Annotated in this window: 27 protein-coding genes; 11 read left to right on the top strand and 16 right to left on the bottom strand. The window is 71.5% G+C overall.

The features are described from left to right. Window positions 1-119: 119 nt before the first annotated feature. The 3 genes from J7E96_RS12200 to J7E96_RS12190 are packed head-to-tail and all read left to right on the top strand — an operon-like array spanning window position 120 to window position 3,178. Window positions 120-1,421: a magnesium transporter MgtE N-terminal domain-containing protein gene (locus J7E96_RS12200; RefSeq protein ID WP_215130415.1), complete on the top strand. Its 1,302-nt coding sequence runs from the start codon at window positions 120-122 to the stop codon at window positions 1,419-1,421. Then, window positions 1,411-2,001, top strand: coding sequence for a DUF1003 domain-containing protein (locus J7E96_RS12195; RefSeq protein WP_215130413.1), 591 nt, complete (start codon window positions 1,411-1,413; stop codon window positions 1,999-2,001). The genes J7E96_RS12200 and J7E96_RS12195 overlap by 11 nt, the downstream gene beginning before the upstream one ends. 43 nt (window positions 2,002-2,044) lie before the next feature. Continuing rightward, window positions 2,045-3,178 (top strand): Mrp/NBP35 family ATP-binding protein, encoded by a 1,134-nt coding sequence (locus J7E96_RS12190; protein ID WP_215130411.1) that lies wholly within the window; start codon window positions 2,045-2,047, stop codon window positions 3,176-3,178. A gap of 69 nt (window positions 3,179-3,247) precedes the next feature. On the opposite strand, the gene J7E96_RS12185 is transcribed toward J7E96_RS12190, so the two are convergent. The 5 genes from J7E96_RS12185 to sigE form a co-directional block, all read right to left on the bottom strand. Continuing rightward, window positions 3,248-3,937 carry a hypothetical protein gene (locus J7E96_RS12185; RefSeq protein ID WP_215130409.1) on the bottom strand — a complete coding sequence of 230 codons (690 nt, stop codon included), beginning with the start codon at window positions 3,935-3,937 and terminating at the stop codon, window positions 3,248-3,250. Between the two features lie 119 nt (window positions 3,938-4,056). After that, a complete protein-coding gene (locus tag J7E96_RS12180) occupies window positions 4,057-4,536 on the bottom strand; it encodes a sec-independent translocase (protein WP_215130407.1) in 480 nt (159 codons plus the stop codon). 153 nt (window positions 4,537-4,689) lie between these two features. Next, on the bottom strand, window positions 4,690-6,225 hold the full coding sequence (locus J7E96_RS12175; protein ID WP_215130406.1) for a S1C family serine protease: 1,536 nt from the start codon (window positions 6,223-6,225) through the stop codon (window positions 4,690-4,692). A gap of 94 nt (window positions 6,226-6,319) precedes the next feature. Continuing rightward, a complete protein-coding gene (locus J7E96_RS12170) occupies window positions 6,320-7,294 on the bottom strand; it encodes an anti-sigma factor (RefSeq protein ID WP_215130405.1) in 975 nt (324 codons plus the stop codon). Next, window positions 7,291-8,070 (bottom strand): RNA polymerase sigma factor SigE, encoded by a 780-nt coding sequence (gene sigE, locus J7E96_RS12165; RefSeq protein ID WP_215130404.1) that lies wholly within the window; start codon window positions 8,068-8,070, stop codon window positions 7,291-7,293. Before sigE ends, J7E96_RS12170 begins: the two co-directional genes overlap by 4 nt. Before the next feature lie 105 nt (window positions 8,071-8,175). On the opposite strand from sigE, the gene J7E96_RS12160 reads away from it, so the two are divergent. Continuing rightward, window positions 8,176-8,877 carry an O-methyltransferase gene (locus J7E96_RS12160; protein ID WP_215130627.1) on the top strand — a complete coding sequence of 234 codons (702 nt, stop codon included), beginning with the start codon at window positions 8,176-8,178 and terminating at the stop codon, window positions 8,875-8,877. Between the two features lie 94 nt (window positions 8,878-8,971). On the opposite strand, the gene J7E96_RS12155 is transcribed toward J7E96_RS12160, so the two are convergent. Then, window positions 8,972-9,139, bottom strand: coding sequence for a DUF3117 domain-containing protein (locus J7E96_RS12155; protein ID WP_003966491.1), 168 nt, complete (start codon window positions 9,137-9,139; stop codon window positions 8,972-8,974). Window positions 9,140-9,453: 314 nt separating this feature from the next. Between J7E96_RS12155 and J7E96_RS12150 the strand changes: the two genes are divergently transcribed. Then, a complete protein-coding gene (locus J7E96_RS12150) occupies window positions 9,454-10,254 on the top strand; it encodes an enoyl-CoA hydratase-related protein (protein ID WP_215130403.1) in 801 nt (266 codons plus the stop codon). Window positions 10,255-10,272: 18 nt separating this feature from the next. Here the strand turns inward: J7E96_RS12150 and J7E96_RS12145 are convergent, their stop codons facing one another. After that, a complete protein-coding gene (locus tag J7E96_RS12145) occupies window positions 10,273-10,860 on the bottom strand; it encodes a DNA-3-methyladenine glycosylase I (RefSeq protein WP_215130402.1) in 588 nt (195 codons plus the stop codon). Next, window positions 10,857-11,237: a hypothetical protein gene (locus J7E96_RS12140; protein WP_215130400.1), complete on the bottom strand. Its 381-nt coding sequence runs from the start codon at window positions 11,235-11,237 to the stop codon at window positions 10,857-10,859. The genes J7E96_RS12145 and J7E96_RS12140 overlap by 4 nt, the downstream gene beginning before the upstream one ends. A gap of 105 nt (window positions 11,238-11,342) precedes the next feature. Here J7E96_RS12140 and folP point away from each other — a divergent pair, with 105 nt between their 5' ends. Then, window positions 11,343-12,203 carry a dihydropteroate synthase gene (gene folP / locus J7E96_RS12135; RefSeq protein WP_215130398.1) on the top strand — a complete coding sequence of 287 codons (861 nt, stop codon included), beginning with the start codon at window positions 11,343-11,345 and terminating at the stop codon, window positions 12,201-12,203. 73 nt (window positions 12,204-12,276) lie between these two features. Here folP and J7E96_RS12130 read toward each other — a convergent pair whose 3' ends face one another. Further along, a complete protein-coding gene (locus J7E96_RS12130; RefSeq protein ID WP_215130396.1) occupies window positions 12,277-13,026 on the bottom strand; it encodes a TIGR00730 family Rossman fold protein in 750 nt (249 codons plus the stop codon). A 68-nt stretch (window positions 13,027-13,094) separates the two neighbouring features. Beyond that, window positions 13,095-14,174: a succinyl-diaminopimelate desuccinylase gene (dapE, locus tag J7E96_RS12125; RefSeq protein ID WP_215130394.1), complete on the bottom strand. Its 1,080-nt coding sequence runs from the start codon at window positions 14,172-14,174 to the stop codon at window positions 13,095-13,097. A gap of 86 nt (window positions 14,175-14,260) precedes the next feature. Between dapE and J7E96_RS12120 the strand changes: the two genes are divergently transcribed. Continuing rightward, a complete protein-coding gene (locus tag J7E96_RS12120; RefSeq protein WP_215130392.1) occupies window positions 14,261-15,259 on the top strand; it encodes a heavy metal transporter in 999 nt (332 codons plus the stop codon). Between the two features lie 295 nt (window positions 15,260-15,554). Continuing rightward, the gene (locus tag J7E96_RS12115) at window positions 15,555-16,016 is read left to right on the top strand and encodes an ATP-binding protein (protein WP_215130390.1); all 462 of its coding nucleotides are present in this window, start codon (window positions 15,555-15,557) and stop codon (window positions 16,014-16,016) included. A gap of 69 nt (window positions 16,017-16,085) precedes the next feature. On the opposite strand, the gene dapC is transcribed toward J7E96_RS12115, so the two are convergent. Both dapC and fdxA read right to left on the bottom strand, forming a co-directional pair. Beyond that, window positions 16,086-17,189: a succinyldiaminopimelate transaminase gene (gene dapC, locus J7E96_RS12110; RefSeq protein ID WP_215130387.1), complete on the bottom strand. Its 1,104-nt coding sequence runs from the start codon at window positions 17,187-17,189 to the stop codon at window positions 16,086-16,088. Between the two features lie 106 nt (window positions 17,190-17,295). Next, window positions 17,296-17,616: a ferredoxin gene (fdxA, locus tag J7E96_RS12105; protein ID WP_018089397.1), complete on the bottom strand. Its 321-nt coding sequence runs from the start codon at window positions 17,614-17,616 to the stop codon at window positions 17,296-17,298. Between the two features lie 141 nt (window positions 17,617-17,757). Here fdxA and J7E96_RS12100 point away from each other — a divergent pair, with 141 nt between their 5' ends. Together J7E96_RS12100 and J7E96_RS12095 are read left to right on the top strand one after the other, a co-directional pair. Continuing rightward, window positions 17,758-18,753, top strand: coding sequence for a GNAT family N-acetyltransferase (locus J7E96_RS12100; protein WP_215130385.1), 996 nt, complete (start codon window positions 17,758-17,760; stop codon window positions 18,751-18,753). Between the two features lie 17 nt (window positions 18,754-18,770). Further along, window positions 18,771-19,604, top strand: coding sequence for a transglutaminase-like domain-containing protein (locus J7E96_RS12095; RefSeq protein ID WP_215130383.1), 834 nt, complete (start codon window positions 18,771-18,773; stop codon window positions 19,602-19,604). A 307-nt stretch (window positions 19,605-19,911) separates the two neighbouring features. Here the strand turns inward: J7E96_RS12095 and J7E96_RS12090 are convergent, their stop codons facing one another. The 4 genes from J7E96_RS12090 to J7E96_RS12075 all read right to left on the bottom strand — a co-directional run bounded on the left by J7E96_RS12090 (window position 19,912) and on the right by J7E96_RS12075 (window position 23,623). Then, window positions 19,912-21,972, bottom strand: coding sequence for a hypothetical protein (locus J7E96_RS12090; RefSeq protein ID WP_215130381.1), 2,061 nt, complete (start codon window positions 21,970-21,972; stop codon window positions 19,912-19,914). A 168-nt stretch (window positions 21,973-22,140) separates the two neighbouring features. After that, window positions 22,141-22,515: a DUF6113 family protein gene (locus J7E96_RS12085; RefSeq protein WP_215130379.1), complete on the bottom strand. Its 375-nt coding sequence runs from the start codon at window positions 22,513-22,515 to the stop codon at window positions 22,141-22,143. Continuing rightward, window positions 22,512-23,405: an N-acetyl-1-D-myo-inositol-2-amino-2-deoxy-alpha-D-glucopyranoside deacetylase gene (gene mshB / locus J7E96_RS12080; RefSeq protein ID WP_215130377.1), complete on the bottom strand. Its 894-nt coding sequence runs from the start codon at window positions 23,403-23,405 to the stop codon at window positions 22,512-22,514. The genes J7E96_RS12085 and mshB overlap by 4 nt, the downstream gene beginning before the upstream one ends. A gap of 23 nt (window positions 23,406-23,428) precedes the next feature. After that, complete coding sequence (locus J7E96_RS12075; protein ID WP_138896464.1) at window positions 23,429-23,623, bottom strand: hypothetical protein; 195 nt, start codon at window positions 23,621-23,623, stop codon at window positions 23,429-23,431. A gap of 169 nt (window positions 23,624-23,792) precedes the next feature. Between J7E96_RS12075 and J7E96_RS12070 the strand changes: the two genes are divergently transcribed. Next, entirely contained in the window at window positions 23,793-25,922 is a 2,130-nt protein-coding gene (locus J7E96_RS12070) for a prolyl oligopeptidase family serine peptidase (RefSeq protein ID WP_215130375.1), read from the top strand. Window positions 25,923-25,983: the final 61 nt, after the last annotated feature.

Below are 25,983 nucleotides of genomic sequence, written 5' to 3'. Positions count from 1 at the left end.
CTCTCTACGCCGTCCGGCAGAGAGCCGTCCGGACGGCCCCATTGGAGCGGAGCGGGCCGGCACGGGCTAGCCTGAAGCCGTTATCGGCCCCGTTTTGTCCACTGAGGGAGGCGCACCATATGGCATCAGGCGCCCCCAGGGTCTTCGTCTCGCACCTCGCGGGCATCGCCGTGTTCGACCCGAACGGTGACCAGGTCGGCCGAGTCCGTGACCTGGTGGCGATGCTGCGCGTCGGCAACCGGCCACCGCGCCTGCTCGGCATGGTCGTGGAGGTGGTGAGCCGGCGCAGGATCTTCGTCCCCATGACCCGCGTGACGGGTGTCGAGTCGGGACAGGTCATCACGACGGGCGTGGTCAACATGCGCCGCTTCGAGCAGCGCCCGACCGAGCGCCTGGTCCTCGGTGAGCTCCTCGACCGCCGGGTGCGCCTGGTGGACACCGGGGAAGAGGTCACGGTCCTCGACGTGTCGATCGTGCAGCTGCCGGCCCGCCGTGACTGGGAGATCGACAAGGTCTTCGTACGCAAGGGCAAGGGCGGCGCCCTGCGGCGCCGCGGGGAGACGCTGACGGTGGAGTGGTCGGCGGTCACCGGCTTCTCGCTGGAGGAGCACGGACAGGGCGCGGAGAGCCTCCTGGCCACCTTCGAGCAGCTCCGCCCGGCCGACCTCGCCAACGCCCTGCACCACCTGACGCCCAAGCGCCGCGCCGAGGTGGCCGCCGCGCTCGACGACGACCGGCTAGCCGACGTACTGGAAGAGCTGCCCGACGACGACCAGGTGGAGATCCTCGGCAAGCTGAAGGAAGAGAGGGCGGCCGATGTACTGGAGGCGATGGATCCGGACGACGCCGCCGACCTGCTGTCCGAGCTGCCCGAGGAGGACAAGGAGCGGCTGCTGATGCTGATGCGACCGGACGACGCGGCCGACGTACGGCGGCTGCTCGCCTACGAGGAGCGGACGGCCGGTGGTCTGATGACGACCGAGCCGATCGTGCTGCGGCCGGACGCGACGGTCGCGGACGCCCTGGCCCGCGTACGGCAGCAGGACCTTTCCCCCGCGCTGGCCGCGCAGGTGTACGTCTGCCGGCCGCCGGACGAGACGCCGACGGGCAAGTACCTCGGGACGGTCCACTTCCAGCGGATGCTGCGCGAGCCGCCGGGCATGCTGATCGGCTCGGTCGTGGAGTCCGACCTGCCGCCGCTGTCGCCGGGCACGTCACTGCCCGCCGTCACGAGCTACCTCGCGGCGTACAACATGGTCGCCGCCCCGGTCGTGGACGCGAGCGGCTCGCTGCTCGGCGCCGTGACCGTCGACGACGTACTCGACCACCTGCTGCCCGACGACTGGCGCGAGACGGAGTTCCACGAGCCGCCGCGGACGCCAGGGCTCGCGCGACAGGGGAGGACCGCCCGTGGGCAGTGACAGGAACGCCGAGCCGAGGGAGCGGGGCCGGACCGCGACGGGCGCCAGCGCGCTGCCGCGGGCGGCGTCCCGGGTGCGCCTGGACCAGCCGCGCCCGGCGCGCAAGCGGCTGCTGCCGGAGTACGACCCGGAGGCCTTCGGCCGGTTCTCGGAGCGCATCGCGCGCTTCCTGGGCACCGGGCGCTTCCTCGTCTGGATGACCCTGACCATCCTTCTGTGGGTGGCGTGGAACATCTTCGCGCCCCCCGCCCTGCGCTGGGACGAGTACCCGTTCATCTTCCTGACGCTGATGCTGTCCCTCCAGGCGTCGTACGCCGCCCCGCTGATCCTCCTCGCGCAGAACAGGCAGGACGACCGGGACCGCGTCACCCACGAGCAGGACCGCAAGCAGAACGAGCGGTCCATCGCGGACACCGAGTACCTCACACGGGAGGTCGCGGCGCTGCGGATGGGGCTCGGCGAGGTGGCCACGCGGGACTGGATCCGCTCGGAATTCGTGGACCTGGTCAAGGAGATGGAGGACCGGCGCTCCGTATTCCCGCCAGAACACGCTTCCGAGAGTGACGAAGCCGACCGCTGACAGGGCTTTCCCCGTGTGGCGGTACGCGCCGTACCATCGGCGTATGGCTATGGAAGACGCGGTGCGCGAAGCACTGGCGACGGTGAACGACCCCGAGATCCACAAACCGATCACTGACCTCGGCATGGTCAAGTCGGTCGAGATCGGGGCGGACGGCGCGGTTGCCGTCGCGGTCTATCTCACCGTCTCCGGCTGCCCGATGCGCGAGACCATCACCAACAACGTGCGCGAGGCGGTCGAGCGCGTCGAGGGTGTGACAAGCGTCTCCGTCGAGCTCGACGTGATGAGCGACGAGCAGCGCAAGGAGCTCGCGGGCGCGCTGCGCGGCGGGACCGCCGAGCGCGAGGTGCCCTTCGCCCAGCCGGGCTCGCTGACGCGCGTGTACGCGGTGGCGTCCGGCAAGGGCGGCGTGGGCAAGTCCTCGGTGACGGTCAACCTGGCCGCGGCGATGGCGGCGGACGGGCTGAAGGTCGGCGTCGTGGACGCGGACATCTATGGCCACAGCGTGCCGCGCATGCTGGGAGTGGACGGCAGGCCCACCCAGGTCGAGAACATGATCATGCCGCCGTCGGCGCACGGCGTGAAGGTCATCTCGATCGGCATGTTCACACCGGGCAACGCTCCCGTGGTGTGGCGCGGGCCGATGCTGCACCGAGCGCTCCAGCAGTTCCTCGCGGACGTGTACTGGGGCGACCTGGACGTACTGCTGCTGGACCTGCCGCCGGGCACCGGTGACATCGCGATCTCGGTGGCACAGCTCGTGCCGAACGCCGAGATTCTTGTCGTGACGACGCCTCAGCAGGCGGCGGCCGAGGTCGCCGAGCGGGCCGGCTCCATCGCCGTACAGACCCACCAGAAGATCGTCGGCGTCGTCGAGAACATGTCGGGCCTGCCGTGCCCGCACTGCGACGAGATGGTCGACGTGTTCGGCAGCGGCGGCGGCCAGAAGGTCGCCGAGGGGCTGACGAAGACGACCGGTACGAACGTGCCGGTGCTGGGCTCCATCCCCATCGACGTACGGCTGCGCGAAGGCGGCGACGAGGGCAAGCCCGTCGTGCTGACCGACCCCGACTCGGCGGCGGGCGCGGCACTGCGCACGATCGCGGGCAAGCTGGGCGGCCGCGCACGCGGCCTGTCGGGCATGTCGCTGGGCATCACCCCGCGCAACAAGTTCTGACGCACCCGGAGGGGGGCGCCGCTCCGAGCGAGCGGCGCCCCCCTCCGGCGTACAACCGCCGGCCGGCGCTCAGCCCTGGCCCTGGTCGTACGTCGTGATGTCCTTGACGACCGAGAACCCGAGCCCGTACGCGCTCATCCCGCGCCCGTAGGCCCCGAGGATCACGCCGTCCTCCCCGGCCCCCGCCAGTACCCACCCGTACTCCGACTCGCGGTAGTGGAAGGGCGTCGGTACGCCGTCCACCGGCAGCGACAGCGACGACCAGGCCGGCCCCGACAGGTCGTCGGCCAGCTCGAAGGCCGTCTCGGTCTGCTGGTCCAGCCAGTCGTCGCGCAGCGAGTGGTCCAGCTGGGCGGGCCAGGTGGACTGGAGCAGGCCCGAACCGGCCAGCCAGGCGGCGGAGGAGACCGAAGTGGCCTCCAGTACGCCCGTACCGTCACCGCTGCGGCGCACGGGGCTGCTGGCGACGGTGACAACCACCGCGAAGCGTTCCTTCTCCTGGCCGTCCTCGACGGCGGCGGGCCGTATCGACGGCTCCTCGCCGTGACCCGTGGAACCGTGCTGCACCGTGCCGTCCGCCGCCGTGCCGACCTGCATCAGCCAGCGGGGCCCGGTGAACGCGTCATCCAGCCCGTACCAGGGGAAAGGTGCCCGCAGATAGCCGTCGACCGTACGCCGGGCTGCTGGCACCCCCTCCGCTGTGGACGTGCTGGGCGTCAGGGGTGCTCCCTGCGCTCCGACCCGACTCGTGGTCTCCATCTATCCGGCCGCCTCCTTGTTCCGTGGCGTCCGGATACGGCCCGCCCCCCTCGGGCGTCCTCACATCCGGACAGATGGAGGATAGCCACCTTGGCGCGGCTCGTAGGGAAGGGCAGGGCTCAGGTGGCGTCGGCGTCGAACGGCGGGCGCTCGGCCTGAGCGGGCGTTTCGCGCTTCGTGAGCAGGTCGGGGGTGGTGGTGGAGTCCTTCGACAGGTTCGCCTTGCCGGCCGAACCGTTCGAACCGTTCGCCGGTCCGGCCGATGACCCGCTGTCGCGCCCGTGCACCGCGTCCGCGACCTCGGCCATCTCGCTCTTGAGGTCGAAGCTGCTGCGGATCTCCCTGAGCCCGAGGTCGTCGTTGTCCATCAGCTGCTTGCGGACGAAGGTCTTGGGGTTCAGGTCCTCGAAGTCGAAGTCCTTGAACTCCGGGCCCAGCTCGGAGCGGATGTCCTGCTTGGCGCTCTCGGAGAACTCACGGAGCTTACGGATCATCCCGGAGGCGTCCTGGATGAGCTTCGGCAGCTTCTCCGGCCCGAAGACAAGCACGCCGAGAACCACGAGCGTCACCAACTCAAGTGCGCCTATGTCACTGAACACCTTGTTGCTCCTTGGGTTCTCCGCGCCCGCGGGTCGGTGGGCCTCCCCGCCGCAGGCAGAGGACCGGTCCGGGCCCGGTCCACGGTACCCGCCCAGTCTGTCCGGACGGTACCTTCACGTACACGTTGCCGTGCGGACCGGTGCGCACGTCCCTCAGTTGCCGTCCGCCGAGCCGAGCGTCACGGACACCGTGCGCTCCTTGCCCGCGCGCACCACGGTCAGTTCCAGCCGGTCGCCGGGGCGGTGGGCGCGGATCTTGACGATCAGCTCCTGCCCGTTGTGCACCTTCTGGCCGTTGACCTCGGTGATGATGTCGCGGGGCTTGATCCCGGCGCGGGCGCCGGGACCGCCGGGCGTGACCGACGGGCCTTCGGCGCCCTTGGTGCCGACGCGGGCGCCGTCGCCCGCGTACTTCATGTCCAGCGTCACGCCGATCACCGGGTGCGTCGCCTTCCCGGTGTTGATGAGCTCCTCGGCGACGCGCTTGCCCTGGTTGATGGGGATCGCGAAGCCCAGGCCGATGCTGCCGCCCTGGCTGCCTTCGAGGCCCGCGCTGTTGTCCGCCGCGCGTATGGCGCTGTTGATGCCGATGACGCGGGCCTGCGCGTCCACCAGCGGGCCGCCGGAGTTGCCCGGGTTTATCGGGGCGTCGGTCTGGAGCGCGTTCACATAGCTGACGTCGCTGCCGTCGCCCTTCTCGCCGCCCGCGGTGATGGGGCGCTCCTTGGCGCTGATGATCCCGGAGGTCACGGTGTTCTGAAGGTCGAACGGCGCGCCGATGGCCACCACCGGGTCACCCACCTGGACGTTCTCCGAGTTCCCCAGGGGCAGTGGCTTCAGCCCGTCGACGCCGAGGACCCGGACGACCGCGAGGTCGTAGCCGCTGTCCTTGCCGACGAGCTTCGCCTTCGCGGTCTGGCCGCCACTGAAGGTGATGTTGATGGTGCCGTCGGCACCGGCGGGCTCCACCACGTGGTCATTGGTGAGGATGTGGCCCTTGGCGTCGAGAACGAACCCGGTGCCCGTGCCCTGCTCGCCGACCCCGCTGACATGCAGCGTGACGACGCTCGGCAGGGCACTGGCCGCGATGCCCGCGACACTGTCCGGGGCGCGGCCCTTGCCGGCCTCCTGCCGCGCCTGCGGCAGTTCGACGCGGGTGATGCCGCCGTTGCGTTCGACGTACGCCCCGACGCCGCCCCCGATGCCGCCGGCGACCAGCGCGACCAGCAGCGCCCCGACGAGCAGCGTGCCCCGGCGGTCCTTCTTCGGCCGGCTGCCGGCCGCGGGGTCACCGGAGTGGGTCAGCGGCTGCTGGGGCACGCCCCAGGGGTCGTACTGAAGCCAGTGAGAGGGCTGGGGATGCTGGGTCTGCTGGGGCGGTGCCATGGGCACTCCGGCCCCGTTCGTCACAGGCGCTCCCGGTGCTCCCGGTGGTCCCGGTGGTCCCGGTGGTACGAACGTGCCGTGCGGCGGGGTCGGCACCGGGCGCTGCACGGGCGGCGCGGGCGCCCAGGGGCCGGGGCCTCCGTACGGCGGTGTGGCGTACGGATCGGGCGCGTGCAGGGGCTGCGGACGCGGCTGCGGGACCTGCGCCGGCTCCCGCTCCGATTCCGGCTCCGGCGCCCCCGGAACCGGTGCGGGACGGCTCCACCACTTTGCCTTCGGCCCGGCGGGCTTGCCCTCGTCCATGCTCTCCCCGCAACCCCACGAGCACGCCCGTTGGGCCGTGCCACCTCGTTGTCCGTGCCCCCACTGGGGGCACCCTCCCAGGATTCAACCAGTCTCAGGGAGAAACGGGCAGTCCAGGCTGTGAAGGAGTGGCCAGCTGAAGCGGGGACAGCGACGGCGGCACGGTCACCGACGGGCGGTGGCCAGGGTAGTACGCCAGCGCCAGGGCGGAACCCGACCGGCGTATCAACGGCAGCGGGGTCTGGCCGGTGAGCGCGGGCGCCGAGAACGGCTGCGTCAGCGCGTGCCCCTGCGCGCCGCCCTGCCCTGTCCCAGCTCCGAAGAGCCTGGACGGCGCGGTGGCGTCGGTACCGGCATGGGTACCGACATTGGTACCGGCACTGGCACTGGCCGCGAGGAGGTTGTTGCCCGTGGCGCGGCGGCGGTTGTTCTCCGCGACGACACCGCTCGGGCTCGGCGCGCGCTGCGGCGTGACGTTGTTGCCCGAGCCGCCGCTCCTCGCGGTGGGTTCGCCGGCAGATCCGACCGGCATGGCGCCGCCGAGCGCGAACGCCGCGAGTGACACGGCGCTCGCTGCCGCGAAGGCCAGCCGCCTGCCGCGCCCGCCGGAACGCTCGGTCTCCGCGCGGCCCACGTCATGGATGCGGAAGCCACGCCCGGGCGCGGCGCCGGGAAGCACGCCGGCGTGCCCGGCGGCCGGAGCGTACTCGAAGTCGAAGTTGTTGCCGGGTCTGCCGGGTCTCGTTCTCGGCGTGTCGGGGCCGAAGACCCCGTTGCCGAAGCCTCCCTGCCCGAACGGCCTCGGGCCGTCGCTGTCGTCACCTCCGGGGCCGCCTCCGGGCAGCCCTTGGAGCCGGGCCAGCAGGCCCTCGGAAGGCGGCGGCGGCGCGGTCGTCGAGAAGACGCTCTTCAGGCGGCGCTGTTCGTCGGCCTCGGCCTTGCACTTGGCGCAGGTCGCCAGGTGCGACAGGACCCGCTCGCGGACGTCGTGGCTCAGCTCGCCGTCCACCAGGGCGGCCAGCCGGTCCCCCAGGTGCTGCTCGGCAGAGGTCGGTCGGGTGCCACTCACTCGGCTCCGCCCTCTCCGCCCACCACGGTGACGCCGCTGCCCACACTCGCGAGCGAGCGCTGCTCGGCGCGCGCCTCGGGAGACCGGTGCTGCAGAGCCTTGCGCAGGTGGGAGCGACCGCGGTGGATCCGGCTGCGTACGGTCCCGAGCTTGACGCCCAGCGTCGCGGCGATCTCCTCGTAGGACAGGCCTTCGATGTCACAGAGCACGACCGCCGCACGGAACTCGGGCGCGAGGGTGTCCAGCGCCTGCTGCACGTCCGCGTCGAAGTGGGTGTCGTTGAAGACCTGCTGCGGGGACGGCTCGCGGCTCGGCAGCCGCTCGGCCGCGTCGTCGCCGAGCGCGTCGAAGCGGATGCGCTGCTTGCGGCGGACCATGTCCAGGAACAGGTTGGTCGTGATGCGGTGCAGCCAGCCCTCGAAGGTGCCGGGCGTGTACGTCGACAACGAGCGGAAGACGCGGACGAAGACCTCTTGGGTGAGATCCTCGGCGTCGTGCTGATTGCCGGTCAGGCGGTAGGCAAGGCGGTAGACGCGACCACTGTGCGTGCTGACGATCTCCTCCCAGGTGGGAGGTGTCCACGCCTGAGATTCCGCATCTGAGGCGAACGTCGCGGTCTGCGCGGAGTACGTGGAAGGTGTGCGGTCAGCAATGTCGGTCACGGATTTCGGCCCACCCGCCGACCTGAGAAAGCGCCGCAGCACTCCTCCCCGATCCACAGGCGCAGCCGCACCTCCCCTATCGGCTCTGGTGGTGTCCAGTGGAGCCCCTACCATAGCCACCTCGCCCGTTAGCTCCGGATAAGCATCTTTACGCGAATTTGGAAGCCGCATGCGGTCCTGATCCATGTCTCCCCCTGTCCTCTTTCAACGCCCGGTCCCATCTGCGGGTTCCCGACGTCAGCGGATACAGTCACGGGTGCGCAACTACGGGGACAGGAGAGGGCCATTACCGCCAACCGGCAGACGAACTGGGCGTTCGCCGACGCCTATGTCGCCGAGGACGAAGCCCTGCACTGGGCGCGCGATCGGGCCCGGGAGGCAGGAATCCGCCCGGTGTCACCGGGAACCGGTGCCGCGCTGCGGCTTCTCGCTGCCACCGCGGACGCCAAGGCGGTGGCCGAAATCGGTACGGGTACGGGCGTCTCCGGCATCTATCTGCTCGATGGGATGCGGCCCGACGGCGTACTCACCACGGTGGACCCGGAGCCGGAGTGGCAGCAGTTCGCCCGCGAGGCGTTCCGCGCCGCCGGCTACGCCGCGAACCGCGCGCGCTTCATCCCCGGGAACGCCCTCGACGTACTCCCCCGCCTCGCCGACGGCGGGTACGACATCGTCTTCTGCGACGGCGACCGTCTCGAATACATGGACTACCTCGCTGAATCGTTGCGCCTGCTGAAGCCCGGCGGAATCGTCGTGTTCGAGGGCGTCTTCGCCGACGGCCGCACGGTCGACTCCGCTGCTCAGCCGCCGGAGGTCCTGCGCCTGCGCGAGCTGCTGCGCGAGGTGCGCGAGAGCCACCGGCTCGTCCCGACGCTGCTCCCGGTGGGCGACGGCCTGCTCTGCGGGGTACGCCGCGGCTGACCGGGCGCGTTCGCCCCGCCCGCCCCCGCACATAGCACTGCCCCGGCACGCTTGCGGCGTACCGGGGCAGTGGAAAAGTTCGGTCGCTTCCGCGTCAGCCGACGACCTTCTTCAGAGCGTCGCCGAGCGCATCGGCCTCATCCGGAGTCAGCTCGACGACAAGTCGTCCGCCGCCTTCGAGCGGAACGCGCATGACGATGCCCCGCCCCTCCTTGGTCACCTCGAGCGGGCCGTCGCCCGTTCGCGGCTTCATGGCCGCCATGCTCGTTCCCCTTCCTGAAACCAGCTCATCGCAGCCGGCGGCCCCGAGTCGGGCAGCTGTGTCACCGGCATCGAACACATTGCTTCCAGGTCATTATCCCGCATGGCGGACCCCAAAGACCAACATCGCTCGGCATCGCTTGTGCAACGCGCTCTCTCAAAACCGCTCAATTCGGCGGTCCGCCTGCGATACTTCGCCGCCGCCGGGCCCCCACCGACCTCACATTGTTAGACGCAGGTCACATGTGCAGCCCCGGTGATCTCCGCCATGCTGGGCACAACATGCCTGCTCCAGCCGCAAAAGGGGACTCATCGATGGCCGACACCGTGCTCTACGAGGTGACCGACGGACTCGCGACGATCACGATCAATCGTCCCGACGCCATGAACGCCATGAACACCGAGGCCAAGGTCGCCCTGAGAGACGCGGTGCAGGCCGCGGCGGCCGATCCGGCGGTACGGGCGGTCCTGCTCACCGCCACGGGCCGGGCTTTCTGCGTGGGCCAGGACCTCAAGGAGCACATCTCCTCGCTCGCCGCCGACCGGGAGTCGGGTGCCGGCCAGACCATGAGCACGGTGCGGGAGCACTACAACCCCATCGTGCGGGCCCTGACCGAGATGCCGAAGCCCGTCGTCGCGGGCGTAAACGGCGTCGCCGCGGGCGCCGGAGCGGGCTTCGCGTTCGCCGCCGACTACCGGGTCGTCGCCGACACGGCCGCCTTCAACACGTCGTTCGCCGGGGTCGCGCTGACCGCCGACTCGGGCGTCTCGTGGACGCTGCCGCGCCTGATCGGCCAGAGCCGCGCCGCCGACCTGCTGCTTTTCCCGCGCTCGGTCTCCGCGCAGGAAGCGTTCGACCTGGGCATCGCCAACAAACTGGTGCCCGCCGCCGACCTGGCCGCCGAGGCCGCCAAGGTCGCCCGCACCCTGGCCGCGGGCCCCACGCTCGCGTACGCCGCGCTGAAGGAGTCCCTGGCGTACGGCGCGGGCCACACCCTCAGCGAGACCCTCGAAAAGGAGGACGAACTGCAGGCGAGGGCGGGCGCGTCGGAGGACCACACCATCGCGGTGCAGGCGTTCATCGCGAAGGAGAAGCCGCAGTACGTGGGCCGCTGAGTCCCGCCGGGCGCCGTGCTAGGACCCACCGCCGCGCGCCACGCACTGAGCGAGGTGGTCGTCGACCAGTCCGCACGCCTGCATCAGGGCGTACGCCGTGGTCGGGCCGACGAAACGTATGCCGCGCTTCTTGAGCGCCTTGGACAGCGCGACGGATTCCGGAGTGATCGCGGGAACGTCCGAGATCGTCTGCGGGGCCGGGCGCGTCGCGGGGTCCGGGGCGTACGACCAGATCAGGGTGTCCAGCTCGCCGGCCTGCCAGCCGGCGAGCGTCCTGGCGTTGGCGAGGGTCGCCTCGATCTTGGCGCGGTTGCGGATGATCCCGGGGTCGGCGAGCAGACGCGCGGCGTCCTCGTCGGTGAAGGCGGCCACCGACGCGATCTTGAAACCGGCGAGGGCGGTACGGAAACCCTCGCGCCGGCGCAGGATGGTCAGCCAGGACAGACCGGACTGGAACGCCTCCAGGCAGAGGCGTTCGTACAGCGCGTCGTCGCCGTGGACCGGGCGGCCCCACTCCTCGTCGTGGTACGCGACGTATTCCTCGGTGGACAGGCCCCACGGGCAGCGCGGGCCGCCGTCCGGGCCCGGCTCGACTCCGCCGATCATGACTGCGGCTCCTCTCCCGGCCCGTTTCGCAGGCGATCGTCCTTGAAGAGGTCCGCGCCGCCGACCGCTCTGGCCTGGACACCGGCCAGCGCGGCCTCCAGCTCGGCGATCCGCGCGTCCCGCTCGGCCAGCTCGGCGCCGAGGCGGGCGAGCACGTCGTCGACGTCGGCCATGCGGTAGCCGCGCGGGGCCAGCGGCAGGCGCAGCGCCTCGACGTCGGCGCGGCCCACCGGGCGCGTCGCGGGCAGCGGGTCCACCAGGTGTTCGGGCGCCGCTTCGGGCAGCACCCCGCCACTGTCGCCGGCGCCTCCGCCGACCACGGCGAGGGTGACCGCGGCGACCACGACGACCATCGCCACAACCAAGAACAAGAACACGAGCGTCTCCCCGGGGCACGCGCACAGCGGAATCTGTCCAGTCCCGATCGTGCCATGCGGCACTGACAGTTAAGGTCGCAGGCGACCGACGCGAGGAGGAACACGGTGCTCAGGCTGGGACAGCGCGAGTTCGGAGCGCACGAACCGGTGATCATGGCGATCGTGAACCGGACCCCGGATTCGTTCTACGACCAGGGGGCGACGTTCCACGACGAGCCCGCGCTCGCCCGCGTCGAGCAGGCGGTCGCGGAGGGCGCCGCGATCATCGACATCGGCGGCGTGAAGGCCGGTCCCGGCGAAGAGGTGAGCGCGGCCGAGGAGGCGCGGCGCACGGTCGGTTTCGTGGCAGAGGTGCGCAGGCGGCACCCGGACGTGGTGATCAGCGTCGACACGTGGCGGCACGAGGTTGGCGAGGCGGTCTGCGAGGTGGGGGCGGACCTGCTGAACGACGCGTGGGGCGGCGTCGACCCGCGGCTGGCCGAGGTGGCGGCCCGTTATGACGTGGGCCTGGTGTGTACGCACGCGGGCGGCGCGCAGCCGCGGACGCGGCCGCACCGGGTCACGTACGAGGACGTGATGGCGGACATCCTCGACGTGACCGTCGGGCTGGCGGAGCGGGCGGAGAAGTTGGGCGTACGGCGCGACGCGATCCTGATCGACCCTGGTCACGACTTCGGCAAGAACACCCGGCACAGCCTTGAGGCGACGCGGCGGCTGGGCGAGATGGTGGCGACGGGCCGCCCTGTCCTGGTCTCGCTGTCCAACAAGGACTTTGTCGGCGAGACGCTCGACCGGCCGGTCAAGGAGCGGGTGGTGGGGACGCTCGCGACGACGGCGGTCTCGGCGTGGCTGGGGGCTCAGGTGTACCGCGTGCACGAGGTCGCGGAGACGCGGCAGGTACTGGACATGGTGGCGTCCATCGCCGGCCACCGGCCCCCGGCGGTGGCGCGGCGGGGGCTGGCCTGAGCGCAGGGCGGCCGGAGGGGCTGAACAGTGCCGCGTCGCGGCAGCCCTTCAGCCCGTCCGGCGTGGCCGGCTGCTACCTCTCCGACTCCTTGGAAACCAGCGCCACCGCTTCCTTCACGCTGTCCGTCACGTGGAACAGCAGCAGGTCCCTCTCGGACGCCTTCCCCTGCGCGATCACCGTCTCGCGCAGCCAGTCGACCAACCCGCTCCAGTACGCCGTACCGAAGAGCACGATCGGGAAGCGCGTGACCTTGCGGGTCTGGACCAGCGTCAGGGCCTCGAAGAGCTCGTCCAGGGTGCCGAGTCCGCCCGGCAGGACCACGAAGCCGTGCGCGTACTTCACGAACATGATTTTTCGGACGAAGAAGTAGCGGAAGTTCACGCCGATGTCGACGTGCGGGTTGATGCCCTGCTCGAAGGGCAGCTCGATGCCGAGCCCGACCGAGATGCCCTTGGCATCCCGCGCCCCCTTGTTCGCCGCCTCCATCGCGCCCGGACCACCGCCCGTGATCACCGCGAACCCGGCTTCGGCCAGCCCCCTGCCGAGTTCCACGCCCGCTTCGTAGTCGGGCGTGCCCGGCCGTGTGCGCGCCGAACCGAAGACGCTGATGGCGGGCGGCAGTTCGGCGAGGGCGCCGAAACCGTCCACCAGTTCCGCCTGCATCCGCATGACGCGCCAGGGGTCCGTGTGCACCCAACTGGTATCGCCGTTGGAGTCCAGCAGCCGCTGGTCGGTCGTGCCCGGCTGGATCTGGTCGCCGCGGCGCACCACAGGCCCCAGACGCTGCTCTTCCGGTACCCGCTCCTCTTCAGGAATCGCCATGCCGTACTCCCTCCGTGCCGAACATTGTCCGGACAGCGTAGGTCCACACACGTGACGAACAGTGAAATTCAGGCAGTCAGCCAGGCGCGAAGTCGCTCCTCGCAGTGCGTGATTCGCTCGATGGCGACATGCTCGTCCCGCTTGTGCGCCAAGAGCGGGTTCCCCGGACCGTAATTGACCGCCGGCACCCCGACCGCACTGAAGCGCGAGACGTCGGTCCAGCCGAACTTGGGCTGCGCGGTGCCGCCCACCGCCGCCATGAACGCCGCGGCGGCCGGATGCGAAAGGCCGGGCAGAGCGGCCCCGGAGTGGTCGTCCACGACGAACTCCGCGATGTCGCAGTCCGCGAAGACCTCGCGTACGTGCGCGAGCGCCTCCTCCTCGCTGAGGTCCGGCGCGTAACGGAAGTTGACCGTCACCGTGCACGCGTCGGGGATGACGTTGCCCGCGACGCCGCCCTCGATCGCGACGGCGTTGAGCCCCTCGCGGTACTCCAGGCCGTCGATCACGGGCAGCCGAGGCTCGTATGCCGCCAGCTTCGCCAGGATCGGCGCCGCCGCGTGAATGGCGTTGGACCCCATCCAGGAGCGCGCGGAGTGCGCCCGCTCCCCCGCCGTGCGCAGCAGCACCCGCAGCGTGCCCTGGCAGCCGCCCTCGACCTGCCCGTCGGACGGTTCGAGGAGTACGGCGAAGTCGCCCGTCAGCCAGTCGGGATGGGCGTCGGTGATGTGCCCGAGGCCGTTCAGGTGCGCGGCGACCTCTTCGTTGTCGTAGAAGACGAAGGTCAGGTCCCGGTTGGGTTCGGGGACGGTCGCGGCGATACGCAGCTGAACGGCGACCCCGGACTTCATGTCGCTCGTACCGCAGCCCCACAGGATGCCGTTCTCGTCGAGCCTGGAGGGCACGTTGTCGGCGATCGGGACGGTGTCGATGTGCCCGGCCAGCACGACCCGCTCGGCGCGCCCCAGGTTCGTACGGGCCACCACGTTGTTGCCGTGCCGGTCGACGGTGAGGTGCGGCAGTGCGCGCAGTGCCTCTTCGACGGCGTCGGCGAGGGCTTTCTCGCTGCCGCTCTCCGACGGGAAGTCGACGAGCCGGGCGGTCAGCGCGGGGGCGTCCTGGAAGAGGTCAAGCGGTGTTTCGGCCATGCCCCCGAGCCTAACCGCCCCCGGCCGGAAGCCGGCGGGGTCGTCCCCCGGAGAGCCCGGGAACCACCTCCAGTACCTTAGGCAGCGTGCCTGAGTCCACCTCTTCCGTAACTCGCGGCCGCCCCCTGCGCATCGCGGCGGGTGTCGCCGTGCTGCTCGCGCTGGCCGGGTATCTGGTGGTGCAGTACGTGAGCGGCGGCGGGGGCGCACCGCGCTGCACCGTGCGCTCCGCCGAGGGCGACGGGACGACGTACGAGCTCAGCCCCGAGCAGGCGGTCAACGCCGCGAAGATCTCCGCCGTCGGCACCTCGCGCGGGCTGCCGGAGCGGGCGGTGACGATCGCGCTCGCGACCGCGCTCCAGGAGTCGGCGCTGCGCAACATCAAGTACGGCGACCGCGACTCGCTCGGCCTTTTCCAGCAGCGTCCCTCGCAGGGCTGGGGCACGCCGAAGCAGATCCTCGATCCCGGTTACTCGTCCGAGAAGTTCTACGAGCACCTGGAGAAGGTCCCCGGCTACTCCCGGCTGCCGCTGACCGTCGCCGCCCAGCGCGTCCAGCGCAGTGGTTTCCCGCAGGCGTACGCGAAGCACGAGCCGGACGCGGCGCTGCTGGCCGCCGCGCTCACCGGGCGGGCGCCCGCGTCGCTGACCTGCTCGGCGCCCCGCGGCGCGCAGCCGGGGAAGCCGGACGACGTACGGGCCGCGCTGATACGGGACTTCGGGTCCGATGTGCTGCCCAAGGCCCAGGCCGCCGGTGCGCAAAACGAACCGGACACAACGGGCGCAGCGGGCACGGCAGGCGCAACCGGTGCGAGCGCGCGGCTCGGCAGCTCCCCGGCGGCCGCGACCGTGACCGTGCCCGTACCCGCCGCGCAGGCAGCGGCAGCCGGCGATACCGCCGGCGACCGGCGCGGCTGGGAGCTGGCGCACTGGGCCGTCGCCCACGCCTCCGAACTCCGCATCGAAGAGGTCGCCTACGCCGGCCGCGTGTGGGCCACCGGCGATTCCGGTGATTCCGGACAGACATGGCAGTCCGGAAACGCGCAAAACGCCTCCGCAGAGGTACGGATCACCACCGCGCAATAGTGCGGACGATCACCCGAAAGCGGTAAGCGCACCGGTCGCACCACGGTTGCGCACACGCCTGCGGACCGTCACCCCTCCATTCCCCAATTCCCTGGAGAACAAAGGGAACCGGCCCTCCGGCGCCCCTGTGCGGCACAGAGCATTTGCCCGGGTTCATCCGGAGCCGATAATGCGACGCATTGCGAACTCTTTACCTTGGCCCACCGCAACCTCTCCCGCCCCTTCAGCGGTTGTCATGGCGTCTGATCGTCGGACAGACCGTCCCCATCAACGTCTCTCCCGCCTAAGGAGCACCATGTCTCTCCCCCTGACCCGCCGGATCGCCCGCGCCGCACTGCTTGTCGCGGCCGGCGCAACCTCCGTGGTCGGTGCCGCCGGCGCCGCGAGCGCCGCTGACCTTCCCACCGCCGCCCCGAACCTGGGCGGCCTGACCGCCCTGGACGGCGCCGGTCTCGGCGACTCCGTCGACAGCGCGGCACAGAAGGGCTCGAAGGCAGCGGGTGACACGGGCAGCAAGGCCGTCAAGAAGGCTGTCCCGGCCGCAGGCAAGACCGTCGGCAAGGCCGGCAAGACGGCCACCCCCGCCGCGCAGAAGGCTGCCGGTGACGTCGCCGGAAGCGCCGGCGAGGTCCTCGGCGACACCACCAAGACCGCGACCGGTGAGGCGGCCGGTGGCGGCCTGCCCACGGACGCCCTGCCCGTCGGCGGCGGCCTGCCGACGGGCTCCCTGCCCAGCACTGGACTGCCGCTCGGCTAGTCCGTACGCAAGCACGAGGGGCCCCGGGGAGTTCGTACTCCCGGGGCCCCTCGTGCGTACACCGTCCGTTCAGCCGCCGAGGCGCTTGACCGCCGCCGCGACGCGCTCGTCGGTGGCCGTGAACGCCACCCGTACGAAACGCTCTCCCGCGGGCCCGTAGAAGTCACCAGGAGCCGCCAGGATGCCCAGCCCCGCCAGGTAGGACACCGTGTCCCAGCACGGCTCGTCGCGCGTCACCCACAGGTACAGGCTCGCCTCGCTGTGCTCGATCCGGAAGCCGTGCGCCTCCAGCGCGCCGCGCAGCGCCGCCCGCCGGGCCGCGTACCGCTCCCGCTGCTCCGCCACGTGCGTGTCGTCGCCGAGCGCCGCGACCGTCGCCGCCTGCACGGGCGCCGGCGTCATCATGCCGCCGTGCTTGCGGATCTCCAGCAGGTCGCCGAGCACGCCCGCGTCACCCGCCAGGAACGCCGCGCGGTACCCGGCCAGGTTGGAACGCTTGGAGAGCGAATGGACGGCGACGAGGCCCTCGAACGTACCGCCGCACACATCCGGGTGCAGTACGGAGACGGGCTCGGCCTCCCAGCCCAGCTCCAGGTAGCACTCGTCGCTGAACACCAGCACGCCGTGCTCGCGCGCCCACGTCACGATCCGGGTCAGCTCGTCCTTCGCCAGGACGCGGCCCGTCGGGTTCGAGGGCGAGTTGAGCCAGAGCAGCTTGACGCGGGTGGGGTCCAGGTCCGCGACCGGGTCGTCGTCGTACGCGACCGACTCGGCGCGCGCCAGCCGTGCGCCCACCTCGTACGTCGGGTAGGCGAGCCGCGGGTAGGCCACCTGGTCACCGGGGCCCAGACCCAGCTGCGTCGGCAGCCAGGCCACCAGCTCCTTCGAGCCGACGACCGGCAGGACGTTGGTGTGCGCCACACCGCGCGCGCCGAGGCGCCGCTCGACCCACCCCGTGAGCGCGTCCCGCAGCGCGACCGTGCCCCACACCGTCGGATAGCCCGGGGAGTCCGCCGCCGCGACGAGCGCCTGCTGGATCAGCGCGGGGACCGGGTCGACGGGCGTGCCGACGGACAGGTCCACGATGCCGTCCGGGTGCGCGGCCGCGGTCGCCTTGTACGGCTCCAGCTTGTCCCAGGGGAAGGTGGGCAGACGGTCAGTGACTGCGGACACGGTGGATCGCTTTCTCGTCTATCTCTGGCTCTGGCTCTGGAAACGCCTCGGTCCCGTACGGCGAAAAAGGCCGTACGGGACCGGGGCGGCGCACTTGCCTCGCCGCTTACTGGTTCTGCGGCGGGAGCGCTGCGATGAAGGGGTGGTCGCGCTCGATCAGACCGAGCTTGGAAGCACCACCGGGCGAGCCGAGCTCGTCGAAGAACTCGACGTTCGCCTTGTAGTAGTCCTTCCACTCCTCCGGGGTGTCGTCCTCGTAGAAGATGGCCTCGACCGGGCAGACCGGCTCACAGGCACCACAGTCGACGCATTCGTCCGGGTGGATGTACAAGGACCTGGAGCCCTCGTAGATGCAGTCGACCGGGCACTCCTCGATGCACGCCTTGTCCTTGACGTCGACACAAGGCTGCGCGATGACGTAGGTCACGCTGTCGTTCCTCCTCGATAGGGCGCGGCGGGCCGATCTGCGGCTCCGTCCACGGGGCGCGCGGGAGCGCGGCGTCGTCGATGCCCGCCTCTAGTATCTCCGTTCCCGGGCACGATCCGAACAGGAGGGGCGGGCAGAACTGTGGAATTCACTACCGGCGGACGACTCGAGGTCCGTATTTCGCCTGATGACGTGGGCAAACGTGTATCAGTCAGGCGTCTGGACGAAGCCGGAGCGCCGGGGGCGAAGTTCACCGACACGGTTGGTGTTCTCACATCCTGGGACAGTGGTGTGCTGTCGATCACGCGGCGCGACGGCGAGACCGTCCGCATCGCGGAATCCGCCCTGGTCGCGGGCAAGGTCGTGCCGTCCGCCCCGGCCCGCCGACGTGGTCCCGCCGCGACCTTCGAAGAGCTCGCGCGGGTCTGCGCACGCGCCTGGCAGCCCGTCGAGAGCGAGCCGCTCGGCGAGTGGCTGCTGCGCGCCGCCGGGGGCTTCACGCGGCGCGCCAACTCGGTGCTGGCGCTCGGTGATCCCGGGATGCCCCTCGGCGCGGCGCTGGAGCGCGTACGGGAGTGGTACGCGGCCCGCGGGCTTCCGGCGTACGTCCAGGTCTCCACCGGCGCCGAGGGCACCCAGGAACGTCTCGCCACCGAACTGGAGCGGCTCGGGTGGACGCGTGAAGTCACCGCCGAGGTACGGATCGCCGCGCTCGCACCGATCGCGGATCTCGACGCGGACGTCTCCCGGGTGCGGCTGGAGCGGGCCTGCGACGCGGGCTGGCTCGCGCGGTATCAAAGGTTTCAGGAGCCGGGGCCGCACGTGCTCAAGGTCCTGCAGAGCGGGCCCTCGGTGTGGTTCGCGTCCGTCCCCGGCGAAGGGGAGGTGCCCGCCGCGATCGGGCGGTGCGTGGTCGACGGGCGGTGGGCCGGGTTCCTCGCCGTCGAGGTCGATCCGGCGTACCGGCGCCAGGGGCTCGGCAGTGCGGTGATGACGGCGCTGGCGCGGCGCGCGCTGGACGAGGGCGCGTCGGCCGCGTGGCTCCAGGTGGAGGCCGACAACGACGGCGCGCGGGCGCTGTACGACGGCATGGGCTTCGCCACCCACCACAGCTACTCCCACTTCCGACCGGCCTAGGCGGGTAAAAAGCGCGTATGGGACGACCCACCGAACACGAACTGCGTCAGCGGTTCGCCGAGGAGGCCCGCGCCGAGCGGCCGGACCTCGCGCTGCTGTGCCTGCTGGTGGGCGCGGAGGCGGACCCCTCGCTGGACGAGGCCGGGATGGACGCGGCCGAGATCGAACTCGACCGGCTGGCCGGCCTGCTGCCGTTTCGCCCCGGCGGGGCGCGCGGGTGGGCGTCGGCCGTCTCCGAACTGCTGGGGGCGCGGTGCGGGTTCAGGGGGACGCCGGGGGATTACCAGCGGCTGGAGTCCTCGCTGCTGCACGAGGTGCTGCGGCGGCGGCACGGGCTGCCGATTCTGTTGTCGGTGGTGTGGATCGAGGTGGCCCGGCGGGCGGGTGCGCCGGTGTACGGGGTCGCTCTGCCGGGGCACTTCGTCGTGGGCTTCGGCTCCCGGGAGGAGCAGGTGCTGGTCGACCCGTTCGACGGGGGGCGGCTGCTGACGGGGGCGGACGCGGAGCTGCTGGCCGCGGGGGCGACGGGGGAACCGCTCGCCCCTTCGATGCTGGCGCCGGCCGATCCGCTGGAGATCGTGCTGCGGATCCTGAACAACATCCGGGCGTGGGCGTCGGCCCGCCCTGAGCGTACGGACGTACAGCTGTGGGCGGTGGAGCTGTCCCTGCTGCTGCCGTCGCATGCGGCGCGGCTGCGGTTCGAGCGGGCGCAGTTGCTGGTGCAGCGGGGGGATTTCCTGGGCGGGGCGGCGGAGATGGAGGCGTACGCGGACGTGGTGGCGGCGGTGGACCCCACGTCGGCGGAGGCGATCCGGCGCCGGGCGTGGGCGGCTCGTGCGCGGTTGAACTGAGCCCCCGGTGTGTGGTGCGGGGGGCGTGTCGCCGCCTGCGGGGGCCCGGTGTGTGGTGCCGGGGGCGTGTCGCTCCGGGGGCGGTGTTCGGGACTGCATGATTTAGCCGCCCAGCAGCGCCCCTTGTACGAAGCCCATTCCCTGCGCACAAATCACGCTCTACGTCCCGAACACCACCCGCCCCCTCCCGCCGTCGAGAGACCTCGGGCTGCGCCCGGTTCGGCCGGCGGTCCGGGGGCCCCCGGGAAAGCACAGCATTCCGAATGCCGTTCCCGTAGGGTCCGGCACCCGGAACTGTCACCCGTCGCTAGCTCGGGTTGAGGCTGATCTCCTGGACGCGCTCCGCCGGGGTCTTGCCCACGAGTGCCGTTCGCATGGCGAAAGCCACGTCGTCCACGGTGACCGGGTGCTTCTTGCCGTCGCCCTTGGTGATCTGGACGCCGTCGAACACGCCTTCCAGAAGCTGCTCGATCGCCGGCTTGTTGTAGACCTCGACCAGGCGGCCGTCGATCGGCTTCATCGAGAGGATCTTCGGCAGGGACCTGGCCGGGCCGAACTGGATCTGCTTGCCGCCCGCCTTGATCGTGATCAGGCCGGACATCGCGGGCTTCGCGAAGTCGTTCATGGCCCGGTCGAGCTCGGCCTGGCCGATCGTCGGGGCCTTCGTGGCGACCGGCAGCTCCACCGTGTTCGGCTTGCCGGTCTCCACCTGGGCGCGGTACGCGTCCTTGACCCGGATCATCGACCGGGCCACGTCGAGCTGCTTGCCCGCCTTGCCGGGTACGGCGATCGCCTTGCCGGGTACGAACTTGATCGTGCCCTCGCTGGCCGTGCCCGAGGTGCCCGCCAGGTCGGCCAGCGCGACGCTGAGCTTCTCCTCGTCGACCAGGATCACCGGCTCGGCGACGCGCTCGCCGCCGAAGAGCGAGCCGATCACGGAGGCGGGGTTGTAGTCGCTGCCCGCGGCGCCGCGCACGGTTTCCTGGCTGTCCAGGGAGAGACCGGCCTTCGACGGAGCGAGCTGCGTCTGCTTGCCGTCGACGGTGAGCACCAGGGGCCGGGCGGCGCTCTTGCCCAGGGCGTCCTCCAGCTTGCCGACCGCCTCCTCCTTCGTGCCGCCGCCGATGTCGACGCCGAGGACGGTGGTGCCCTTCGGTACGTCGGAGTGGTTCATCAGGAGCCCGGCGCCGTACGCCATTCCCGCCAGGACCACGACCGCCACAGCCACCAGGACCAGCTTGGAGCGGCCCTTCTTGGCGGGGGCGGAGGAGGGTGAAGAGGAAGCGGGCGGCGCGGCCGGGCCCGGAGCCGGGGCCGTCGGGCCGCCCGGGACCTGGGGCGTCAGGTCCGGTACGAAGCGGGCGTCGGCCTGCGGCGGGGCGAACGGCGAGTGCCGGTCGGCCGGCTGGACCACGGGGATGCCGCTGGTCAGCGTGTCGCCGGAGACGTTGCCGCCCGTGGGGGAACCGGCGGCCGGATTCTGCGGGGTGAGTACCGCCGTGTCGTCGGTCATCCGCGGCGGGCCCGGGACCGGACCGGGGAACGGCGAGTTGCCGATCGTCGGGCCGGGGAAGGTGGAGCTGCCGGTGGCCGGTCCGGTGGTCGGGCCCGAGGGACCCACGGAGCCCAGGGGCCCGGCGGGACCCGAGGGGCCGACCGGGCGCGTGCCCGCGCCAAGGCCGTTGCCGTTCGCGGCCGGAGCGCCGGGCGCGCCGCCGGGGCTGCGGCGCGGCAGGGGCGCGGGGGCGCCCTGGCGCTGCGGCTCTTCCGGCGTGAAGTACGGGAGGTCGGGGCGCTGCCCGCCGCCCTGCGAAGGGGCGGGCGAAGCCTGGGCCGGTGCGGCGGGGGCGGCCGGCGGGGTGGGCCCGGCCGGCGACTTCCGCGGCGCGAACCAGTCACTGGCCGGCGGCTTGTCCTCGCCCGAGCCAGAGCCAGAGCCGGAGCCCGAACCGGAACCCGAACCGAACGCGGAGCCCGAAGCGGAGCCGGACCCCGAGCCCGGCTCGTCCCGCAGCGGCGTCGCCGCGGTGTCCCGCGAAGGCTCGGGCGGGCGCGGCGTGCTGCCGGTGCGCTCGCCGTTCGCGGGCGAGGAGGGCGGCTCCACGTCGCCCATGGGCGTACGCATGACGACCGGCGGGATCGGCCGCGACCCGGGGATGTTGATCCGGATGCGCGTGGTCAGCGTGGTCTCGGTCCTGGGCTCGTCCGGTTGCACCGGCCCGGCGGCTTCGGCGGTGCCCTGCGGACCGTCCTGCCCAGGGTGCGACGACGGATACTGGCGGGATCCGTACGGCGGCGTGCCCGAGGGGTACGCGGCTCCGCCACGCCCCTGGGGGCCGGAGGACGAACTGTCAGTTTCACGACTCAAGGCAGGTTCTCCCGGTTAGCTCCGCTCGCCCGCTCTTACCAGGTACTGCGGGCGGCTCGGCGGCGCGCACCACCATACTGGCCGCCGCCGACAGGCGCCCCGCACCCTTGGCAGCCGGGGTTCCGACGGCCGTGCGTGCGCGGCCGATTCACGGACTCAAGTGGTACGTCATTTGCCAAGTCGGGCGCCCACCGCACCCGGTTGCGGCAGTTGCATCATCGTGGCGCAGATCACAGCGATGGCCATCCCGCCCAGCATGTAGGCGTACGAGACGGAGCTGCCGCCGATGAGCAGGTCGCCCTCGGGGCGGCTGACGGTCAGCAGGACGATGGCCACGAGCCATCCGGCGGCGGACGCGCCGACCCCGGACCTGGTGCCCGTGACGTACATGCCGCCGTAGAAGAGGCCGGCCGTCGCGAGGAGTGCCAGCAGCAGGCCGCCGGGGAACCACGCCGCGTGGACGAGGACGCCCGCCGCGCCGGTGATGGCGCCGAGGAGGACGAGGAGGACGTACGCGCCGATACGGGCCGGGCTCAGGGTCATGACGTCACTCCCGCGAAGAGGTCGGTTTCGCGGCGGCCGGGGGAACCGGCGCGTTCGCCGCGTACCAACTCGTAGAACTCCGTCGTGAGGACGGGCTGCCCGAGGTTGTTGGAGAGGGCGAAGAAGTCGCCCTCCACCACGATCTGGGTGGCGTGGGCGCGCATCGCCGCGATCTTGGCCGCGGCGTACGCCGTGCCGTCGATCTCCGTGGTGATCACCGTGTCGTCGACCACTCCGGGGATGTCGTCCACGGAGGCGGTTGCGGGGAAGGTCACCGGGGCCGCGCTCAGGCGGGCGAAGCCGTCCTCGGCGTAGCTGCGCGGCACGCGGTTCCAGTAGATCTTGGCGAGGGTGTGCGGCGCCCCGAGGTCCGGGCGGAAGTCCGCGTCGGCCGCGAGGTCCGCGGCGCGCATCGCGACGCGGTGGGCCTGGATGTGGTCCGGATGGCCGTAGCCGCCGTCCGGGTCGTACGTGACGAGGACTTGCGGGCGTACGGAACGGATCACCTCGACGAGGTACGCCGCCGCCTCGTCCACCGGCGCGGCCCAGAAGGCGCCTTCGCGGTGGTTCTGCTCGGTCCCCATCATCCCGGAGTCGCGGAACCGGCCGGGGCCGCCGAGGAAGCGGTGGTCGGTGACCCCCAGTTCCTTCATCGCGGCGGCCAGTTCGGCGATGCGGTGGGCGCCGAGGGTGTCGTCGCGGTCGGCGGTCAGGTGCGCGAGGGCGGGCGGGATGACCTCGCCCTCCTCGCCGAGGGTGCAGGTCACCAAAGTGACCCCGGCGCCCTCGGCGGCGTACTTGGCCATCGTGGCGCCGTTGTTGATCGACTCGTCGTCGGGGTGCGCGTGCACCAGAAGCAGACGACGGGCTGGGTGGTCCTGGTCCGTCATGGGACCACCCTACGAGGCGCCGCTCAGAACTTGATGCCCCCGATCATCCCGGCCACGTTCGTGGTCAGTTCGTTGATTGTGGGGGCGATGGAGGAACTGGCGAGGTAAAAGCCGAGCAGCACACAGACCACCGCATGTCCGGCTTTGAGACCTGATTTCCGGACCATCAGGATGACGATGATCGCCAACAGCACTACCGCCGAAATCGAGAGTGCCACGGCGGTTCACCTCCACTTACTCAGGTCGAAAACGGGCATGCGGACATTCGCCAGCAGGTTCATACCCACCAAGCGCTACGGATCATAACTATCCGTGCGTACGCATTGATCGGTGCACGGCAGCACGAGGGGCGCATGGCCCTTGCCCATGGGCGGTAGCTTCGGGCATATGACGTCGAATCAGCTCTCCTTCCCCCGGCAGCACGCCAGGACGCAGCGCTTCACCCTGGGGGCGCCGCGCGCGTTCACGGTGTCGCCCGACGGGACGCGTGTGGTGTTCCTCCGCTCCTCCTCCGGCACCGATCGGGCAAACCTGCTCTGGGTGCTCGATCTTGAGGGGGGCGCGCAGGAGCGCATCGCCGCGGATCCCGGGGAACTGCTCGGGGGCGCCGCCGAGCAGCTGTCGGCCCAGGAGAAGGCACGGCGCGAGCGCAGCCGGGAAGGATCCGCCGGGATCGTCGGCTACGCCGTCGACGCGGCGGTGGAACTGGCGGCGTTCACGCTGTCGGGGCGGCTCTTCGCGGCGGAGCTGCGGGCCGGCACCGCGCGGGAACTGCCGGCGGCGGGTCCGGTTCTCGACCCCCGGCCGTCGCCCGACGGGCTGCGTGTCGCGTACGTCGCCGGGGGCGCCCTGCGGGTGATCGGCGCGGAGGGCGACGGCGACCGGGCGCTCGCCGAGCCGGAGGACGAGAACACGACGTACGGTCTGGCGGAATTCGTCGCGGCGGAGGAGATGGCCCGCTCGCGCGGCTTCTGGTGGTCGCCGGAATCGGACCGGCTCCTGGTGGCCCGCGTCGACGACGCGCCCGTGACGCGCTGGTGGATCTCGGACCCGGCGCAGCCGGAGCGCGAGCCGGCGCGGATCGCGTATCCGGTGGCGGGGACGCCCAATGCCGAGGTGCGGCTCTTCCTGTACGGGGTCGATGAGGGCGGCGAGCGTACGGAGGTGGTGTGGGACCGGGCCCGGCATCCGTATCTGGCGCGGGTCCACTGGTCGCAGGCGGGTGCGCCGCTGTTGCTCGTGCAGTCGCGGGATCAGCGCGGCCAGCTGTACCTGGCGGTGGACCCCGAGACCGGTGCGACGCGGACCGTGCACGTGGACGAGGACGAGGTGTGGCTGGATCTTTTCGACGGGGTGCCGGTCTGGGCGCCGGACGGGCGGCTCGTACGGATCGCGGACGAGGGCGGGGCGCGGGTGCTGACCGTCGGCGACCGGGCGCTGACCGGGCCGCAGTTGCAGGTGCGGGCAGTGCTGGACGTATCGGATGGCGATGTGCTCGTTTCCGCTTCGGCGGGGGCGGAGGCGGCCGCCGCGGAGACCGGTGAGGTGCATGTCTACCGGGTCAACGAGCTGGGCGTGGAACGTCTTTCCCAGGGGCCGGGGGTGCATTCCGCGGTCCGGTCGGGCGGGGTGACCGTGCTGGCTTCGGCCTGTCCGGAAAGCAGCGGCACGGTGGTTCAGGTGTTGCGCGACGGCAAGCGGGAGGCGGTGGTGGCGTCGTACGCCGAGGAGCCTGTGCTGCGGGCGCGGGTGCGGCTCGTGGAGGGGGGCGCGCGGCGGATCCCGTGCGCCGTTCTGCTTCCGGCGGGATATCAGGAGGGGGACGGGCCGCTTCCGGTACTGATGGACCCGTACGGAGGACCGCACGCGCGGCGCGTCGTTGCCGCCCACAACGCCCACCTCACCTCGCAGTGGTTCGCCGACCAGGGATTCGCTGTAATCGTCGCCGACGGGCGCGGTACGCCCGGCCGCTCGCCCGGGTGGGAGAAGGCGATCCGGGACGCGTTCGTGCTCACGCTCGACGACCAGGTGGAGGCGCTGCACGCGCTGGCGGAGGAATTTCCGCTGGACCTGGGGCGGGTCGCGATTCGTGGCTGGTCGTACGGGGGGTACCTGGCGGGACTGGCGGTGCTGCGGCGCCCCGACGTCTTCCACGCGGGGATCGCGGGCGCCCCGGTCACCGACTGGCGGCTGTACGACACGCACTACACGGAGCGGTATCTGGGGGATCCGGGGGCCCAGCCGGAGGTGTACGCCGCGAACTCTCTTGTCATCGACGGCGGTTTGTCACAGCCGGCGGATGAACACCGGCCGCTGATGATCATCCATGGTCTGGCGGACGACAATGTGGTGATCGCACACTCGCTGCGGCTGTCGTCGGCGCTGCTGGCCGCGGGACGGCCGCATGAGGTGCTGCCGTTGTCAGGGGTGACGCACATGACTCCCCAGGAGCAGGTGGCGGAGAACCTGCTGCTGCTCCAGGTGGACTTCCTGCGGAGGTCACTGGGACTGGCGTAAGCCTGGGAAGTGCCGAGGAGCCGGCGGCACGGGTACCCGGCCGGGGGCGACATGGCGCACC

Origin of the sequence: Streptomyces sp. ISL-96 (genome assembly GCF_018614035.1) — a bacterium.
Classification (GTDB): domain Bacteria; phylum Actinomycetota; class Actinomycetes; order Streptomycetales; family Streptomycetaceae; genus Streptomyces.
This window is presented reverse-complemented; position numbering and strand designations above follow the sequence as displayed.